We start from the raw sequence: 18,968 nt of genomic DNA on the forward strand, positions 1-18,968 counted from the left end.
TCAAGGACGATGCACTACCACAAGGATGTGGTCTGCCTCCTCGGAACACAATTCACCATTGCCATTATAAGTAATCAGAATTTATTGTGCTTTTTATCACATCTCAAGCCAACGAAACCACTAGATAAATCCCTCCATTAATTCAACTATTTTAGTATTAATTTGAACCATTGATTAATGGATAAAGCCCGTAGGCTGAGCTTTTCAGCCCGGCCTACGCTTGCTAAAATTTATATAAGTCCTATAGGGAGTTTGAATATCAGATAGAAAAAGATTCAAAGGAAAAAAGTCATAAATAAAAGCAAAATTAATCGTTTTGAGTAAAAGTTAACATAATAGAACGAAATGCTATCTAAACACCTATAATAATATTACGAAGTTAATATTTAATTGAGGCTATAACAGTGTATTGGAAAAATGAGAAAAAATGGGAAGACATTAGATTTGACATCTATCCCAAAATGTCTCCCGTAGAAGCTAAACGTTTGATTTCTCAAAATTTTGATCTCATGGACACTCAGGAACGGAGAAGAATAGATACTCAAGAGGCTCGTTTATGGTTACTACGCCTGAGTTCGGAATCGGATCAGGGGGTTTTAGTTATTGAAACCATGCGTTGGCAGAGATCTAAAAAGCAGTGGGAAAACGAAACTATCGCTATGCGGCTAACCAAAGATGGCTGGCAGCCATATGCAACTCCCTATAATAAAGATGATGTACTTCCAATAACTAAAGATAATCTTAATGCTCACGTTCCAGAGTTACAAACAGAGTTAAAAAAACAATACTTATCCCCACAAAATATGATTTATCCAGAATTACATTCGGAGTTATTAAATAAGGATAAAATAGCCCTACCTGATGGCCATCCTCACAAATTTATTGAGCCATGTCTTGAAATGAATAAAGGTATACTAAGAAGGGGTCGAAACGACTGAATCTCAGGAAGATATATCCGTTGCACAGTCTGGCTTACAAAAAATCGTGAAAGGAACGTTAGCCTCAGTACGAGCGGAGACTCCCATTGTTACACAAGGTCCAAAACAGGGTCTTCCAGATTTTGGTTTTAAAAGTCCACAACAGGATTTTAAAGATAGGCTCCAGGCCATTAAAACCGACCCTAAGGCTCAGGCCAATAGACCCCAACTTACTACGGCTGAAGAATGTAAGAAATTATTTAACAATGAGTATAAACTAAGAAAAGAAAAAGATAGTTTTAAAAGTTATAGAAATTATAATCTTCTTGAAAATACAGATTTAACTGACATCTTAACGCATGCTCAAGAAAAGCCTAATAGAACTCGAAGTATTTGTGTTCAGTTAGGATGGTTAAAAGAAGATGGAAAGTTAGACCAAGATGCACCGAATCCCGTTAAAGGGGCTTTTGAACAAATGAATCTGAAAGTACAACCAAAAGCATAAAAGAGATATAGCAACCAGGCTCTTCAGCCCATACTCACTCATAAAAATTAAATGCTTCATTTAGCTTAGCCTTGATGAAGCAACGCGCAATCATGATCCAAGAAATCGAATGTGTAAAATAAATTCTATTAATTCATAAAAACTAGAAAATAAATTAATGGTGCCGCTTGAAAAATTTAATGAAAAATAACTATATCAATCAATAAGTTATGGTGGAGGCGGCGGGAATCGAACCCGCGTCCGCAAATCCTCTGCCTTCAGCTCTACATGCGTAGCCGTGTCTTTTGATTTAACTGTGCATTCTCCGACGGGCAGGATACTACACAGCGATTCCCTAAATTTCGCATCTTAATACGGGATGGATTAAGACACTAGCTTATCTCTTATGACCGTTGATTCGATACCGATAAGCGGGCTCGGTCGAACGGGATACTGGGTTTATTGGCCAGTACACAGTGATGGTTTAACTAAAGTGCTTATTAGGCAGCGATAGCTTCTCCACCAGCAAAGTTTTCATCGTTTGCATTTATATTTAGTTGAGTCTGATTTACGAGAGTTCTCATTCTCGGCATGCACCTCTGGTTTTGCAACCCACGTCGAAGCCAGGTCGCCCCCTTTGTACACTTTAAGTATAACATAAAATGTGCACAGATTAGCAGTTTTCTTTTGAAAATTCGGGAACTAATTTCCCGGGCTAGGGCTTTGCCCTCACCCAGGGTTTACTTTAACCTTGAATCCCATTATGGCGTAATAAGGCATCAACAGTTGCCGGGCGGCCGCGGAATTCTTTATAGGCCTCAGCGGCTTTCTTTGAGCTGCCTGCTTCTAAAATGTGATGCAGGAAATCATGTCCTGTTTGAGGATTTAAAACGCCTTCTTCTTCAAAACGAGAAAAAGCGTCGCTGGATAAAACCTCTGCCCAACTGTAACTGTAGTACCCTGCAGCATATCCACCAGCAAATATATGACTAAAACTCTGTGGAAAACGATTGTACGGGACCACAGGAACAACACTTGTTTTAGAACGTACGTCAGCCAGGATATTCTCAACCAAAGCGTCCTGTTTCGGCGTATACTCTTGATGAATACGAAAATCGAATATTGAAAATTCCATTTGCCGTAACATCGCCATTGCTGATTGGAAATTCTTTGCGGCGATCAAGCGTTCAAAAAGTGACTCTGGAATCGGTTCGCCGCTGTCCACATGCGCGGTCAAAACATCCAAACCACTTTTCTCCCAACACCAATTTTCAAAAAATTGACTGGGTAACTCCACAGCATCCCACTCTACGCCGTTAATGCCTGATGCCCCCAGATAATCGACCTGAGTTAAAATGTGATGCAGGCAATGACCAAATTCATGGAATAAAGTCACTACTTCCTCATGCGATAACATCGCAGGTTTATTGGCGGATGCTTTGGCAAAATTACAAGTCAAGGTTGCAATAGGCAACTGCACCCTACCATCTTCCAATCTTCTGCGGCTTTGCAATGAATCCATCCACGCCCCACTGTGTTTGTTTGGTCTTGCAAATAAGTCAGTGTACACATAACCACGAACCGTGTTGTGTTCGTCGACCACACAATAACATTGGACATCCTTATGCCAAATATCAACGCCCTTTACTTCTTCAATGGACATTCCATAAAGTTTTTTAACTAAATCGAATAAACCCTGCATCACCTTGGGTTGTGGGAAATAAGGGCGGAGATCTTCTTGTGACAAAGTGAATAGAGCTTGTCGTCGCTTTTCAGACAAATACCCGACATCCCATGGTTTGACGGGATTAATTTTAAATTGTTCCGCAGCAAATTGCTCCAGTTGCTTAAACTCCGTTGTTGCTTGGGTGTGGATGCGATTAACCAAGTCATTCATAAAATCTCTAACCTGGTTAGTGGATTCTGCCATTTTGGTCGCGATCGACAATTCTGCATAGTTGTTAAAACCTAAAAGCTCGGCTTTTTCATGGCGTAACGCTAAAATTTCCTTCATTAAAGGCGTATTGTCGTAGGTTCCTGCATTTGGGCCTTGATCTGAGGCTCGGGTAATATAGGCTTGATACATTTCTTCGCGTAACGCACGATCTTCAGCATAGGTCATTACCGCTTGATAACAAGGGTATTCAAGGGTAAGCACATGTCCGTCAAGCCCCTTTTCGGCTGCGACTTCTTTCGCGGTACTTAAAGCATGTGCGGGTAAACCTGCCAAGCGCGTTGAATCTTTAATGTGCAAAGTAAATGCTTGGGTAGCGTCCAGAATGTTATGTTCAAATTGATTGGTTAACTCATCCAGGCGCGTCTGAATTGTTTCAAATCGTTTTTTACGTTCTTTGTCCAGGGCAACTCCTGATAATTCAAAATCACGCAAACTGTCGGCGATCAACTTTTGCTGTATCGTATTCAACGAATGTTTATCAATTGATTTGATGGCCTCATACAGCTCATGATTATGGCCCATTGCAGATTCATATGCTGAAAGAAGCGGCAAGCACGCATCATAGCATTTGCGTAACTCAGGAGAATCCATTACACCATGCAAATGAGACATTGGCGACCAAAAACGCTCCAACTCATCTGCCATATCCTCTAAGGGATACATTAAATTATCCCAGGTATAATGAGGGTTTTCTTTGAGCAAACGTTCGACTTCATCCAAATGCTTTTTTAATATGGCATCAAGATGGGTTTGAAAATGATTAACATCAATACGACTAAATTGGGGTAACCCTACTAATGCTGACATGCTTTACCTTTGAAAATAGATACAAGACATAAAGCATAACATTCAATTAATAAAGCCTCTATACTTCAATGAAATCATTCATATAGCCTGAGTGAGGTATAGTGAAAACTGGGGCTTTGCTCCGATGTTCCGGGTTACGGCTTACGCCTTCACCAGGCTTTGTTTAGACACAACACAGTGGATTATCAAATGCCAAGTCGTCCTCTTCATCATGCTCTAAATCCAAATCAACCAGTGCTGGTTCTTTTTTGCTAAAAAATCCCAATTTTTCCAAGGCGGCTGGACGCTCGATTGTATCGTTAGGTCGACGCAAGTTAAGCTGTTCTGCTAAAGCAAAATTAACCAAACAAATCGTAACCAAACACATTGCGGCAATCAACGGAATAATTGGATTCGCTGCAAACATGGGAAGAGCAGAACACATTGCCAAAAAAATAAGCGTCGTAGTGGTTACATGGGAGCCAAGCCGAAATCGCTCAAAAGCAATTTGGTTATCAATGGCTTTAATATGCTCTTTTATTTCCCTTTGCTCTTTCACATTACGTGTGTTACTGAGCATTGCGGTATAGTGCGTTCGCAATTCATTTAAACGACTCAATTCGATATAAGCCCTAGTCGTCGCCATGATGACATCAAATGCGAAAACTGCAAGCGATACATAAATTGCCAATGGAGCCAGTGCACCAGTTAAGAAAAAACAATTAACGACCCCTGTTCCAACCCAGGCAATGTCATTACCTAATTCAAACCAACGCCGCTTTATTTGGGCACTAAGACGCACAGACCACCCTAAAGAGTATTCTTCATCTTTCATCCACCACCCAGGCAACGTATGCTTTATTAACACGAAAAGATTCACTAGCAAACGGGGTAACCAAAAAAACCATGCTACATGTGTCAAAATAGGATCCATAAGTTTGTCCATTATTCTGACAAAATGTCGATATGATTCCGAGCTGGTATTAAGGAGAGCCAACAGATCCAGTGCTCGTTTGGAGCGAGTTAATAACAAACGATATAAATTTATCTCGAGCGTCGTATTACGTATTTGTTGAGTAAACGAAGGACAGTCTTCGACTTTTTTCTGCCGCTGTGAAGGTGCTCCTATTAATTTTAACAATTCACGATATAAATTTTGTTGCTGACGTAAACGCGTCACTTCTCTTGGAATGATCAAGTAGTGCTCATATATCTCTTCCAACAGCTCAGCCATTATCAATGCAGCGAAAAGCTGCTCTTGGAGTGCTTCACGATCGATTTCCTGCCTGGACAGGAATTTAGCTCTAAGTTGTTGCCCTAAAAGACTGTATTCAAGATTCATCACCAAATGAAGAGGGATTATCTTCCGATAAAAATCAGGACCTAGCTTCTTAATAGATTCTTTGAATGTCCAGTCCAAAGGAATTTGCCCGGCCTGAGGGATAGATAATTCAGGGAAGGTTTCTTGTAAATGTCGAATTAATGGGGTCATGATGTCCTAAAATGAATTTGGAATTTCGGGATATCAAATAAACAATTCTATATTGATCATTTGTTTATTGTCTATAAATAACTTTGGAAGTAAAAAAATAGGTCTGATTATATATAAAAATTACACGAAAAGAAAATTTATGAACTATTTTAACTATTTATTGTTACTATGCATGCATATTTATCAATAAAAATATACATGCTCTTTCATCGCCAATGAAGTCCTTTATTTAGACTAATTCGATCTATACTATAGATAGGATAATTCGTCGCATCAGCTTGCTCACAAAACAAGTTAATAGGACAAAATTAGGTCTTTTTGCAAAAAAATGATCAAAAATGCACTTATTTTCTTGCTGATTCATGTCTTCTGAGCGACAATATCACACCTAGTTAAGAGTACAAGAGAACCCATGAATCTTTCCAAAGAATTAGCTAATGCCATTCGCATTTTAAGTGTAGACGCAGTAGAACTAGCCAAATCAGGACATCCAGGAATGCCTTTGGGTATGGCAGATATTGCCACTGTGTTATGGAACAAATTTTTAAAACACAATCCACAAAATCCTCATTGGTTTAATCGCGATCGGTTTGTATTATCTAATGGACATGGTTCCATGTTGATTTATTCATTACTACATCTGGCTGGATATAACCTCTCCGTAGACGATTTGAAACATTTTCGCCAATTAAATTCCAAAACACCCGGACACCCAGAGCTTGGTCATACCCCTGGAGTAGAGACCACTACAGGTCCTTTAGGGCAAGGTTTGGCAAATGCAGTGGGTATGGCTTTAGCTGAGCGCGTTCTGGCAACGCACTTCAACCGTGATGGTTTTAATCTTGTAGATCACTATACATATACCTTTACTGGTGATGGATGTCTCATGGAAGGCATTTCGCATGAAGCCTGTTCACTCGCTGGTACTTTAGGTCTAGGAAAACTGATTGTTTTCTATGATGACAATGGGATTTCTATTGATGGTAAGGTTGAGTCTTGGTTTAGTGATGATACCGCACAACGTTTTAGAGCATACCGTTGGCAAGTCATCGAAGCCGTAGATGGCCATGATATGGATGCGGTTGAGCAAGCCATTCTTAAAGCACAAGCCAATACCACCCAACCCACACTGATTATCTGCAAAACAATAATAGGACTTGGCTCTTCCGTAGCAGGTAGTGAAAAAGCCCATGGCTCTGCCTTAGGCGCAAAAGACGTTGCCAATGTGCGCGAATTTTTCAACTGGAAACATGAGCCTTTTGTTATCCCTGATACAATTTATAAGCAATGGAGTCATAAAGAACAAGGGGAAAAAGAAGAACAGCAATGGCTAACTCTCTTAAATCAATACCAACAACAATATCCTCAAGAACATTATGAATTTTTACGCCGCATTAATGGCGATCTCCCTGATAATTGGCAAGATCAATGCAATGCGTTTTTTGAGCAATGTCTTAGCAATGACAAAGCAATTGCGACTCGTAAATCGTCACAACAATGTATTGAACATTTTGCCCGTATCCTTCCGGAAATGCTTGGTGGGTCAGCCGATTTAACTGGCTCCAATAATACCGATTGGTCAGGCAGCAAAGCCATCACCGGCGAGGACTATTCGGGTAATTATCTGTACTATGGGGTGCGGGAATTTGGTATGGCCGCAATCATGAATGGCGTGGCAGTCCATGGAGGATTTATTCCTTACGGTGGCACCTTCCTGGTTTTTGCAGATTATGCACGCAATGCAATACGTTTAAGTGCGTTAATGAAACAACGCGTCATTTATGTCTTTACCCATGATTCGATTGGTTTAGGTGAAGACGGTCCAACACATCAGCCAGTAGAACATGCATCCATGTTGCGTATGACCCCTGGGATGAGTGTGTGGCGTCCTGCAGATTTAATGGAAACAGCCGTTGCATGGAAGCTCGCTTTGGAGCATCATAATGGGCCAACATCCTTACTGCTTTCAAGACAAAATTTACCTGCATTGCCCCATAGCGCAAGCGCGGCAGAGTTGATTAAAAAAGGAGGTTATATCATTGTGGATTGTGATGGCACGCCTGATGCTATCTTGATTGCAACAGGCTCGGAAGTGCAGTTGGCAATCGCGGCAGCAGAGCAAGTGAAATCACAAGGACTTAAGGTGAGAGTGGTTTCCATGCCTTGTGCAGATCGATTCCTGGAGCAAGACCAAAACTATAAAAATCAGGTATTGCCCCAAAACATCAACAATCGTATAGCAATTGAAGCAGCTAGTTCCGCTTATTGGTATCAATTCGTTGGCTTACAAGGTGCCGTAATTGGCCTAGATAGTTTTGGTGTATCGGCTCCAGCAGATCAGGCATACCAATACTTTGATATTACTGTAGAGCGAATAATTAAAACGTTGGATACGTTAGTAAACAAATAATAAATGTAGCGTGGATGAAGTAAAACTCCACTGCCATTAAGAAAAACCTGTCGTTCCCGCGAAGTCGGGAACCAATTTCTAGCGAGGCACAATGCCTTTTTAAGAATTGCTTCCCAGCTTCGCGGGAATGACAAAAATCCTTAACTTAATGGCTGTGAAGCTACGATTAGACGCTTAACTTGAGATAAGAAACTCATTACTAAAATTGGAGAAGTATAATATGACAATACGTGTCGCTATTAATGGCTATGGCCGCATTGGCCGTTGTATCTTAAGGGCAATTTTTGAATCCAAAAAGCAAAATGAACTTGAAATCGTTGCAATCAATGATTTATCTGCAATTGAAACTACAGCCCATCTGACCCGTTATGACACAACACATGGCCGTTTTGCATCCGATGTGAGCGTTGAAGGCGACATGTTAGTAATTGATGGCCATGCAATCAAAATCATCGCTGAGCGTAATCCCCTAAACCTGCCATGGAAAGAATTAAACATTGATTTGGTTTTAGAATGTACCGGCTTCTTTACTGAACGAGAAAAAGCAATGCAGCATATTACTGCTGGTGCAAAAAAAGTATTGATTTCCGCTCCAGGAAAAAATGTGGATGCAACCATCGTTTATGGAGTGAACCACCACACGCTGAAAGCTTCCGATCTTATCGTTTCCAATGCTTCTTGCACCACCAATTGCCTGGCACCCGTTGTGAAACCTTTAAATGATGCTTTAGGTATTGAACACGGTTTATTGAATACAGTGCATGCCTATACTAATGACCAAATGCTTTTAGATGGAAGTCATGAAGATTTACGCCGCGCTCGTGCAGCAGCTCACTCCATTATTCCAACAAAAACAGGCGCTGCAGCAGCTGTAGGATTAGTATTACCTGAGTTAGCAGGAAAACTCGATGGCTTTGCGATGCGAGTTCCAGTTCTTAACGTTTCAGTGATTGATTTGACCTTTACCGCAAAGCGTGAAACTACGGTAAAAGAAGTCAATGACATCGTACGCCAGGCTAAAAGTCGCATCTTGCAAATCAATGATGATCCGTTAGTATCATGTGATTTCAACCATAATCCTGCATCGTCCATTTTTGATACTACTCAAACCAAGGTATTTGGCAATCTAGTGAAAATCGTCGCCTGGTATGATAACGAGTGGGGCTTTTCTAATCGTATGCTTGATACAGCACAACAAATGATGAGTTGCTAAAACCCCTGCATGGAGATATTGATGAGTCTGATACAAATGAGCGATATAGACCTGTCTGGGAAACGGGTACTAATTCGTGAAGATCTGAATGTTCCAATCAAAGAAGGAATTATTACCAGTGATCAACGCTTGCAAGCAGCATTACCCACTTTAAAAGCTGCCTTGGATGCTGGTGCGGCGGTGATGGTTTTATCTCATTTAGGCCGTCCTGAAGAAGGAAAGTTTGAGCGACGCTTTTCTATGGAACCCATTGCAGAATACTTGCAAAACAATCTGGACTATCCTGTACATTTCGTAAGCGATTACCTCAATGGTGTGGATGTTAAGCCAGGAGAGCTAGTCGTTTGTGAAAACGTACGCTTTAATGTTGGCGAAAAGAATAATGAAGAACAACTGGCCAAAAAACTTGCCAGCCTTTGTGATGTCTTTGTGATGGATGCTTTTGGTACAGCGCATCGAGCCCAGGCTTCTACATACGGTGTTGCTCAATTTGCACCGATTGCCGTTGCAGGTCCGTTATTAGTTCGCGAGCTTAATGCTTTAGAAAAGGCCCTCGCCGCACCAGAGAAACCGATTGTCGCTATTGTTGGTGGCGCCAAAGTTTCAACTAAGCTCAGTTTGCTACGCCAGTTAGTCACCCTTGTCGATTATTTAATCCCTGGCGGCGGTATTGCAAATACATTCCTCAAAGCCCAGGGATTTGAAATTGGCGTTTCTCTTTATGAAGAGGATTTGCTGGATGAAGCACGAGAAATTCTTAAAATAGCAGAAGAAAAAGGTTGCCGCATTCCATTGCCAACTGATGTTGTAGTAGGTAAATCGTTTAGCGAACACTGTCCTGCCTATAATAAGTCATTACAAAATGTTGCCACTGATGACATGATCCTTGATATTGGCCCCATAACGGTTAGTGAGTATGTAGATATTATTAATGAGGCTAAAACCATCATTTGGAATGGCCCGGTTGGTGTTTTCGAATTTGCACAATTTGCCTATGGAACACGGGCGTTAGCGATTGCTATTGCTGAAAGCGATGCCTTTTCAATTGCGGGTGGTGGTGATACCCTTGCCGCGATTGATCTCTATGATCTGAATCAGCAAATTTCGTATGTTTCCACAGGTGGTGGGGCATTTCTTGAGTGTTTAGAAGGAAAAACCTTGCCAGCTGTTGCCATTTTGCAGGAGCGAGCAAAAGATGTTAAGACAAACTAAAATCGTTGCCACATTAGGACCGACCAGTAGTAATCCGGCAACTCTTCATGCCATGTTAACCGCAGGTGTTGACGTGGTACGCATTAATTTTTCTCATGCTGATGCATCCGCATTACAGCTCATTGCCTTGGTTCGAGAAATTGCTGAAGAATTAAATCGTCCATTGGCAGTAATGGCTGATTTACAAGGGCCTAAAATTCGTATTGGCCGTTTTAAAGATAAATCAATCACTTTGGTTGAAGGCCAAGCCTTCACTTTGGATTGTAATGCCTCAGAAATGTTAGGCGATAATCATGAAGTTTCTGTCGCATACCCCAATCTTTCCCGTGAACTGGCTCCAGAAGATCATTTGCTGCTTAATGATGGGTTGGTTGAATTGGAGGTTACGAGTATTTCTGGTTCCAAAATTCACTGTACCGTGATTGAAGGCGGTGTCTTGAGTGATCTTAAAGGATTAAACAGAAAAGGAGGCGGGTTAGCCGCCAGAACCATGACGGATAAAGACAAGCGTGATTTACGCACAGCGATTGAAGCTGAAGTAGATTACATCAGCTTGTCTTTCGTAAAAGATGCAGATGATATTCGTCATGCCCGTGAGCTCATGACTGAATTTGGTAAAAAAATACCTGTAATTGCCAAAATTGAACGAACAGAAGCATTGCACTATTTAACAGAAATTATTCAAGAAGCTGATGCAATTATGGTTGCCCGAGGCGATTTAGGTGTTGAAATAGGCGCGGCGGAAGTACCTGCAATCCAAAAACACATCATTGGCGAAGCCCGTCGATTAGACAAAGTGGTGATTACCGCAACGCAAATGATGGAATCGATGATTAACAATCCTCAACCTACCCGCGCAGAAGTCTCTGATGTTGCCAATGCGATATTAGATGGGACAGATGCGGTGATGTTGTCTGCAGAAACAGCCAGTGGCCAATTTCCAGTAAAAGTGTTAACCATGGTCAACAAGATCTGCTTAAGCACCGAAAAACATGCCAGTTTTTATTATCATAGTAATGCTGAAACCTGCCATTATCAACGCGCGGATCAGGCGATCGCCATGGCAACAATGCATGCAGCCAACCATTTCCCCATCCAAGCAATTATCACCTTGACCGAATCAGGGGATACCGCATTATGGATATCCAGGCAACAAAGTACAGTCCCTATTATCGCTGTATCTGCTAATAAGCGAACCATAGGTCGCTTGTGCCTTGCCCAAAATGTTTTTCCAGTGTTCATGAATTATCATCAATTTGCCGCTGAAACCTTGAATCAACAAGTACTTGAAGAGTTAGTAAAATCGGGCCATCTTGAACCCCAAAACTTTGTCTTATTAACACGTGGTCGCATGATAGGTACAGCAGGTGGTACAAACAGTATGGAGATTATTCGGGTCTAAATGCCGCTTGTAGGATATACTATCTGGTAAAAGCAAAAGTAGAATACTCCTTCCTTTTGCGGGTGTAGTTCAATGGTAGAACCTCAGCTTCCCAAGCTGATGGCGTGGGTTCGATTCCCATCACCCGCTCAATTGTGAAAGGTCAGGAAGTAGGCAAAAATATAAGATTTTTACCTTGAAAAATAGGAAGTTAAGAGCTGAATTCGAGCCTCAAATTACAGTTACCCGCATCAATGCCTCATTTCACATTTTCATACTTGGGGAAGAAGGATAATCTTTATTCAGATTTTCTTCTTTTGTGGCCAGCTGTTGTTCCTTACACTGCAAGCATTTTCCACAACAACAACGGATCGTTCGAGAAACAACTAAAGGTGTTGCTCCTCCGGCCCCCATACCTAAACACGTAGTTAAGAACCAAGGCAACGGAGTAAAACAGGAAACTAAAATGCCACCGATTAAACCCAAGGTACAACAGCATCCTACTACAGCTTTTTCATCTTGGGTGATACATGACTTTTTAAGTGGAACATCCCAGGTTTGTCTTATGCTATATTTTTGGGATTTAATAGAGTGTTTAAGTTCCTCAATCGCTTTTTCTCCTGCACTCCGCTTTTGGCGAACAATTTCTGCCTGCTTGATTCGTAGATAATCTTTAAATTGGGTATGTATTTGTGTATAGGTTCCTCTATATTCTTTATTACATATTTTAACGTAAATTTGATTTGGATAATGAGAAACCAGTTCTTTGAACGTTGAATTGGTCATAGCTAAATGATTTAACGACTTCACGTCAAGAAAAAACATCACCAGGTACGTTACGTCATTAGGAACTTGAGAAAAGCTTCCTTTATTTGTAGCAATTTTTTGTTCTGCTCTTTTTGTAAACACAACCCCCCCATCAAAACGATTAAAAAAAGGAATGTCGCTTTCAGTTCAATTGATATTATCCAATAATATTTCATATTCAAATAGTTATTTCATTATCTTTCATTTAATTAATTTGAATCACAAATAATGAATATCCCTGTCTCCTATATATAGGGATGCTTAGTGTTTTATTCGGGAAAGAGCTTATTGAACTCGCGTGTAACGAAGTGGAATTCGAGAAAGGTGCCCGGGTTTTGCACGCGGCACCCAGGCTATATTATTCGATGTAAAAAATGAACTATTCGACAATTTCCTTTTTTTCGCTTCGAGATAATCCCAATTTCTCTTTCAAACGAGCCACAGCATCCGGATCATATTGTCTTGCCGTTTTATTTTTTACGACTACAGCTGTTGTTCTAGCTGGTTGTGCTGGAGTATTCAAGGTGTTATACGTTGAAGAACGTACTGGGTAGGTTGGAAAGTGAGTCTCTGTAGAAGTGGACGATTGTCCCGTTATCTGCGATTGAAAAGCTGTACTTTGTTGAGCCGAAGATGTTTGGCTTATCGTCTTTTCTACCTGAGTTTTTCGAGCATTTCTTACACTTTTTTCAACACGCTTTCTAATTTTGGTTGCTGCATGCTCCGCTTCTTCTTCAGTCACCGCGGCGACTTCATTACCTTGCAAGTCAACACGCATTTCTCGTAGCTTCAGGCAGGCCAAATAATCAAGTCGCCGGGTAAATAAAACCACTGCTTCTCTTAATTTACTTTTGGAAATCCCTGCTTCTTCAGCCTTATCTGCATGCAGCAAAATGTCATCCATAATCCCCACTTTTAATGGACGGATTCGTAATGAATTATCAAATGCTGCGGGAAAATGTGCAGCGAGCCACAATAATGCGTCTGTTCGCGCTTTTTTAGACCTAATTTTTTGAGCTTTATTAATTACGGCAGTGCGTGGGTGCAGCTCCTGTTTTCTCATTAGTGTACCCTTGTTAGATATTGAATGTCATATCCGGAAAATGAAATCATTCGCCTTAAGAATGAGCGCACAATGTACAATGTTTGATGATTGTTTGCAAGCACTCTGAAACATGTTCCATACAGTGTATAAAAATAAGAAATCAAAGTAGAAAAATAGGCGATGATAGTCCTATAATGAAAACAGGAATTTTTATAGATCGTACTCTTTAATTCTTTAGTAGCGATGCGATACTATCTTTATGTCTCGATTATTATGCCCTTTTGATACAACTGATGGAGCAACATATGACCGATTTCCTAAAAAAATTATTTATGTTATTTATTGCATTATTCTTTCCATGGGTCATATTTCTTATGAATGATAATCCTGGAGGTGCCTTCGTCGCCTTGGCATTACAAGCCACCGTAATTGGATGGCCATTTGCAACCGTTTGGGCTTTGCGAACACAATATCCTCCCAAAAAAGAAAAGCAAAACTGAGATCATAAGGAGAACTATGTTAACTCGCGTTATTGTCAATGGGGCTCATGGTAAGATGGGCTCTCTCGCCTGTGAGACCCTAAATAACCACCACGAATTTGAATTAGTCGCACAACTTGGTAAAGAGGATAATTTGGCGCAAGCCATTAAAGATACCAAGGCGCAAATTGTTGTTGATCTTACTCGCGCAGATTGTGTTTATCAAAATTGTCTCACCATTATAAATCATGGGGCACATCCAGTTATTGGAACCTCCGGACTTCTCCCCGGCCAAATAAAGGAGTTAACTGCTTTTTGTGAAAGCCGTCTTCTGGGTGGAATCATTGTACCTAATTTTTCGATTAGTGCGGTTTTGATGATGGTCTTTGCTGCTAAAGCGGCTGAATATTTTCCCGAAGTAGAAATTATTGAAGCACATCATCAACAAAAGCTGGATGCGCCATCAGGGACTGCCTTAAAAACTGCTGAAATGATTGCTGCAGCTCGGAAAAATCCTAAAAACAAATTAAATCTCAAAGAATTAATTCCTGGCGCTCGTGGCGGAGTTCATTGCGATATTAACATCCATTCCTTGCGTCTTCCTGGCGTTATTGCTCGTCAACAAGTCATTTTTGGCAGTATAGGTGAAACACTGACCATTACGGATGACTGCATTGACCGACGCTCTTTTATGCCCGGGATAATTTTGTCGTGTCAGAAAGTTACAGGATTATCTACATTGATCTATGGACTTGAACATTTACTCTAACCTAAATGCTCAACCATAACATTCAATCAAGGGACAATCACACTAAGTTAAGCTTATTCCCCCTGACCTATGTTCCGCGACCTGTTCGACAAAACCATGGAATATAGCTTCGTAGCGGGATCCTGCGGGACGTAGACAGAGAGAAAATATAGGAACATATCTTGACTTAGCCTCGCCCTTCAAGGGAAGCTGTTCGGAAAAAAATTAATGGCAATCTCACATAAAAAAAGCATTTGGTGGGTTACCCCTCAGTAATCGAGCATTCGATTTAATCGATTTTGCCTCCACACCTTTTTTTTTAGCTATAATGCATCTAGATGCTAGTAATATTTAATTTAGAAATTTGCCAAAAGAGACTCCACTCTCAAATTAAATACTAAGGTGGAAAGGATGCGTCAACGTAAATATTTTGGAACAGACGGGATACGAGGCCGAGTTGGGCTATCAAATATCAACCCTGAGTTTGTTTTGAAATTAGGCTGGGCAGTAGGAAGTTTGCTTACCCAAAAAGCCAAAAGCAAAGTAGTTGTTGGAAAAGACACCCGAATATCTGGCTATATGCTGGAGTCTGCTCTGCAAGCAGGATTATCCGCATCGGGGGTTGATATAGCCTTATTAGGTCCGATGCCTACCCCTGGAATTGCTTATTTTACCCAGACTCTAAGAGCAGACATAGGCATTGTAATTAGTGCTTCCCATAATCATTTTGAAGATAATGGAATTAAATTTTTTTCATCAGAAGGAAGTAAGTTTCCTGAGAGTATGGAGTTTGCAATAGAAGCTGAATTAGAGAAAAAATTGCAAACTGTACCTTCAGCTCAGTTAGGTAAAGCGACTCGGATTCATGATGCGGCGGGTCGCTACATCGAATTTTGTAAGTCCACAATTCCGTTCAGGTCTCGATTAACCAATTTCAAAATAGTCGTCGATTGTGCCAATGGCGCAACTTATCATATTGCACCCAATGTATTTTCTGAATTAGGCGCTAAAGTAATTTCCATAGGAGTAAAACCTGATGGTTTTAATATCAATCAAAATTGTGGCTCCACAGCACCTGAGTTATTAAGAAATAAAGTTCTTGATGTTGGTGCTGATGTGGGTATTGGTCTGGATGGTGATGGAGATAGGGTTATTTTAGTAGACTCGCTAGGCAATCTTGTTAATGGTGATCAGATTATTTACATTATTGCTGAAGACAGATATCAACGGGGTGTACTCAATGGCGGAGTGATAGGTACTTTGATGAGTAATTATAGTCTTGAACAAGCACTTAAATCATTAGGTATCCCTTTTTTACGCTCTCAAGTAGGAGATCGATACGTTCAGGAAATGCTGACAAAGAAAAATTGGACACTCGGCGGCGAAACCTCTGGTCATATTATTTGTTCCGATAAAGCCAGGACAGGAGACGGAATTATAACCGCATTACAAGTTCTTTTGATTATGGTTATGCAGAATAAATCACTGCATGAGCTGACACAAAGCCTTCATTTATTACCGCAAACTTTAATCAATTTAAATACCAATAACGCCACGTTATTGGTATCTCATCCCGAAGTCATTCAAGCAGTTAAAAATCTGGAAAAGACTTTGAAAAGTAATGGCCGAATAGTGCTTAGACCTTCAGGCACAGAACAAATATTACGAATTATGGTCGAAGGAAGCAATGAGTCTATGATAAATAATTATGCGCAAATATTATGCGATCTAATATCTAAGATAGATAAAAGGGGGCTATAGGGGGCAGTCATCAGAATACATGCGTCAGTACTCTCAATCAGTTAGTGTGTTCAGCCTAAATAGCCCCCCGCCAAAAGTCGCAAAAATAAAGCCCTGTTCATCAATTAGAAAATCATTCACTCGCTGTAAAGGTAGCTCTAGATTTACTGGCTCAAACTGACTACCTTGGGCTGCATGATACATAAAAGGTTCATCTGGATCAGACCAGCCAGCAACAAAAACATCTTGATTCTTAATTATAACCTTTCGTGCTCCATCAAAATTCAAGACTTGTTGCCATGTTACTCCTTCGTCAGAACTTGACCAAAGACCATTAATTTTCCATGTTCCTGCCGTTGCCATGTCAACTAAATACAGTTGCTTGGGATTACTCCAATCAACCGCAAAATCCAGTGGGTATTTCCAATATAAATTACCTAAAACAGGGCCAGGCCCTTGTACCTTCGGAGGTCTTCCCAATTGTATCCAAGTATTCGTATTTTTATTGAGTTTATAAATTCCGGTATATTTTATGAAAGGATTATCTGCATGTTGCCACAATCGATTACCTGCATGAATCGCATAAACATCACCTGTTACGGGGGAGATTTTAATACTTGGGAAAATCAAAGACCCTTTTTGTTCTGATGAGTCAACAGAAGTTGCTAAAGGTTCAAACCCATCATTTAGCCTCTGCCAATTGCTGCCACAATCAAAACTGGCAATAATACCTTTACCCATTGTGCCTGCATACATGTGGCAAGGTGACTTTTTGAAATCAATCGCTAATGTTAAATAGGGATTTTGATATTCGCTATCATCAGGTGACAATTGTTGCCAATTAACCCCCGCATCATCAGAGACAAAAATTCCACCAGGAGCATCATTATTAATATCCCCATACCAATCATTCGGAAAATCATGCCTGGATGAAGCGGCAGCAAAGAGTTGATTGGGATTTGCAGGATTAAATGCTATATCATATGTAGTGTTCATGTCAGGGATATTGCACATACGCCATGTAACCCCATGATCTAAACTTAAAACACATCCAATATCCGCTAATCCTGCAACAATCATATTGCTGTTTGAGGGATTTTGTTTTATAAAAAAAGCACTTACAGGGTTAAGCGCTGTTGAAGTCCAAAAATTGCTCTTACTCACATTATTCGTTGCTGGACTTAATTTTGTATATGGAAATTTCCATTGTTCTCCTGCATTCGTGGACAATTTAAAAAAGAAGTTTGCACTACCGGCTATAAGATTTGGATCATTAGGCGCTACCTGAAAATCATTATATCCGCTATCCCAAAAGCCCACATAGAGACCTACCGGATTAGGATTGATTTTGCCCTCACGATAAGCTATTGAATCGTCTGTATAGCGCTGTGTCCAATGAGAGCCACTATCTTCCGTCATCCAAATAGCAGCGCCTTCGCCAATATTTGAATTCCCGGTAAAATAAATAATAGAGGAATTATTTGGACTCATGCGGACAAATGTTCCAACAGGTTGTGTTTGCTGAGAGAACACCTCTTCTTTAGCTGGTTTAATGAACATTTTCTTTCTTGCATTGTCTGTTTTTTCAACACCAACAAGAGTTAAACCTTTGCTGTCTTTACCCATCGCCGCTGCAGATAAAGATTCAGATAAAAGGGGGGCTACTTGTGCTGTTTGCAGGTTAAATTTAAAAATACCTGCATTTGTTGCATGGTAGAGTGTGTTCTTATCAACCATTAAGGATGTTAGACTGTCTTGATTAGTAAAAAGTCGTGTCCAGGTTTTCCCAAGATCGCGACTAATTAATAAACCAGACGTAGTTCCAACACCTACCATTTTTAAGTCATCATTGGAGAAAAACCAATATTTAATCCTTGTACTCTCAGCAAGGCAATTCTCAGGAAACATGTCCGCAAGTGTCTTCATGGATTGCCATGACTTACCTCTGTCTAAACTGATTTGTGGATTACATCCTCCTGATGCCCAATATAATCCACCTGAGTTATCAAACCCCATATGACTTTGATGATTCAAATCAACATTAAAGGCTATTTTTTTCCGACTAATAGGGGTCCAAGTAGTGCCTAAATCAAAAGATTCATAGACTAGCCCCATATCACTGCCAATATATACATGGCCTGGAGAAAGAGGATCAAAGCTAATTCCACCCTTGCTCCCCCGCCTCCAATTCCAATACCAATTACAGATGCATATGATTGTTGGGTCAGAATGAATGCTAAAATAATTTTTAAAAATTTCATGCTCATCCTTAAGATTGTGTAACCGATTGTGCACAG

At 40.5% G+C, this 18,968-nt stretch carries 14 protein-coding genes, 1 tRNA gene and 1 other RNA gene; 10 read left to right on the plus strand and 6 right to left on the minus strand.

Annotated features, from left to right (window positions below; translation table 11 throughout):
* The first annotated feature begins 404 nt into the window (after positions 1-404).
* Together DGG96_RS10245 and DGG96_RS10250 are read left to right on the plus strand one after the other, a co-directional pair.
* Entirely contained in the window at positions 405-938 is a 534-nt protein-coding gene (locus tag DGG96_RS10245) for a hypothetical protein (protein ID WP_110142573.1), read from the plus strand.
* A 46-nt stretch (positions 939-984) separates the two neighbouring features.
* Positions 985-1,422, plus strand: a complete 438-nt coding sequence (locus DGG96_RS10250) for a hypothetical protein (protein WP_110142574.1) — start codon at positions 985-987, stop codon at positions 1,420-1,422.
* A gap of 210 nt (positions 1,423-1,632) precedes the next feature.
* Here DGG96_RS10250 and ssrA read toward each other — a convergent pair.
* The 3 genes from ssrA to DGG96_RS10265 form a co-directional block, all read right to left on the minus strand.
* Positions 1,633-2,037: a transfer-messenger RNA gene (gene ssrA, locus DGG96_RS10255) on the minus strand.
* A 109-nt stretch (positions 2,038-2,146) separates the two neighbouring features.
* Positions 2,147-4,165 (minus strand): M3 family metallopeptidase, encoded by a 2,019-nt coding sequence (locus tag DGG96_RS10260; RefSeq protein WP_110142575.1) that lies wholly within the window; start codon positions 4,163-4,165, stop codon positions 2,147-2,149.
* A 163-nt stretch (positions 4,166-4,328) separates the two neighbouring features.
* Entirely contained in the window at positions 4,329-5,636 is a 1,308-nt protein-coding gene (locus DGG96_RS10265; RefSeq protein ID WP_110142576.1) for a hypothetical protein, read from the minus strand.
* Between the two features lie 412 nt (positions 5,637-6,048).
* Between DGG96_RS10265 and tkt the strand changes: the two genes are divergently transcribed.
* From tkt to DGG96_RS10290, 5 genes are all read left to right on the plus strand, one after another.
* Entirely contained in the window at positions 6,049-8,046 is a 1,998-nt protein-coding gene (gene tkt / locus DGG96_RS10270) for a transketolase (protein ID WP_110142577.1), read from the plus strand.
* Positions 8,047-8,266: 220 nt separating this feature from the next.
* On the plus strand, positions 8,267-9,259 hold the full coding sequence (gene gap, locus DGG96_RS10275) for a type I glyceraldehyde-3-phosphate dehydrogenase (RefSeq protein WP_110142578.1): 993 nt from the start codon (positions 8,267-8,269) through the stop codon (positions 9,257-9,259).
* 21 nt (positions 9,260-9,280) lie between these two features.
* Positions 9,281-10,471, plus strand: a complete 1,191-nt coding sequence (locus DGG96_RS10280; protein WP_110142579.1) for a phosphoglycerate kinase — start codon at positions 9,281-9,283, stop codon at positions 10,469-10,471.
* Entirely contained in the window at positions 10,455-11,873 is a 1,419-nt protein-coding gene (gene pyk, locus DGG96_RS10285) for a pyruvate kinase (RefSeq protein ID WP_110142580.1), read from the plus strand. The genes DGG96_RS10280 and pyk overlap by 17 nt, the downstream gene beginning before the upstream one ends.
* Positions 11,874-11,931: 58 nt before the next feature.
* Positions 11,932-12,002 (plus strand) — tRNA-Gly (locus tag DGG96_RS10290).
* A gap of 114 nt (positions 12,003-12,116) precedes the next feature.
* Here DGG96_RS10290 and DGG96_RS10295 read toward each other — a convergent pair.
* A complete protein-coding gene (locus tag DGG96_RS10295; RefSeq protein WP_110142581.1) occupies positions 12,117-12,761 on the minus strand; it encodes an F-box protein in 645 nt (214 codons plus the stop codon).
* Between the two features lie 277 nt (positions 12,762-13,038).
* The gene (locus tag DGG96_RS10300) at positions 13,039-13,722 is read right to left on the minus strand and encodes a ProQ/FinO family protein (RefSeq protein WP_110142582.1); all 684 of its coding nucleotides are present in this window, start codon (positions 13,720-13,722) and stop codon (positions 13,039-13,041) included.
* A gap of 287 nt (positions 13,723-14,009) precedes the next feature.
* On the opposite strand from DGG96_RS10300, the gene DGG96_RS10305 reads away from it, so the two are divergent.
* The 3 genes from DGG96_RS10305 to glmM all read left to right on the plus strand — a co-directional run bounded on the left by DGG96_RS10305 (position 14,010) and on the right by glmM (position 16,692).
* Positions 14,010-14,204, plus strand: coding sequence for a hypothetical protein (locus DGG96_RS10305; protein ID WP_110142583.1), 195 nt, complete (start codon positions 14,010-14,012; stop codon positions 14,202-14,204).
* 16 nt (positions 14,205-14,220) lie between these two features.
* On the plus strand, positions 14,221-14,952 hold the full coding sequence (gene dapB / locus DGG96_RS10310; RefSeq protein WP_110142584.1) for a 4-hydroxy-tetrahydrodipicolinate reductase: 732 nt from the start codon (positions 14,221-14,223) through the stop codon (positions 14,950-14,952).
* 390 nt (positions 14,953-15,342) lie between these two features.
* A complete protein-coding gene (glmM, locus tag DGG96_RS10315) occupies positions 15,343-16,692 on the plus strand; it encodes a phosphoglucosamine mutase (protein WP_110142585.1) in 1,350 nt (449 codons plus the stop codon).
* A gap of 33 nt (positions 16,693-16,725) precedes the next feature.
* Here glmM and DGG96_RS10320 read toward each other — a convergent pair whose 3' ends face one another.
* Positions 16,726-18,966 (minus strand): WD40/YVTN/BNR-like repeat-containing protein, encoded by a 2,241-nt coding sequence (locus tag DGG96_RS10320; RefSeq protein ID WP_133249333.1) that lies wholly within the window; start codon positions 18,964-18,966, stop codon positions 16,726-16,728.
* Positions 18,967-18,968 lie beyond the last annotated feature (2 nt).

The sequence above is a fragment of the Legionella qingyii genome, assembly GCF_003184185.1.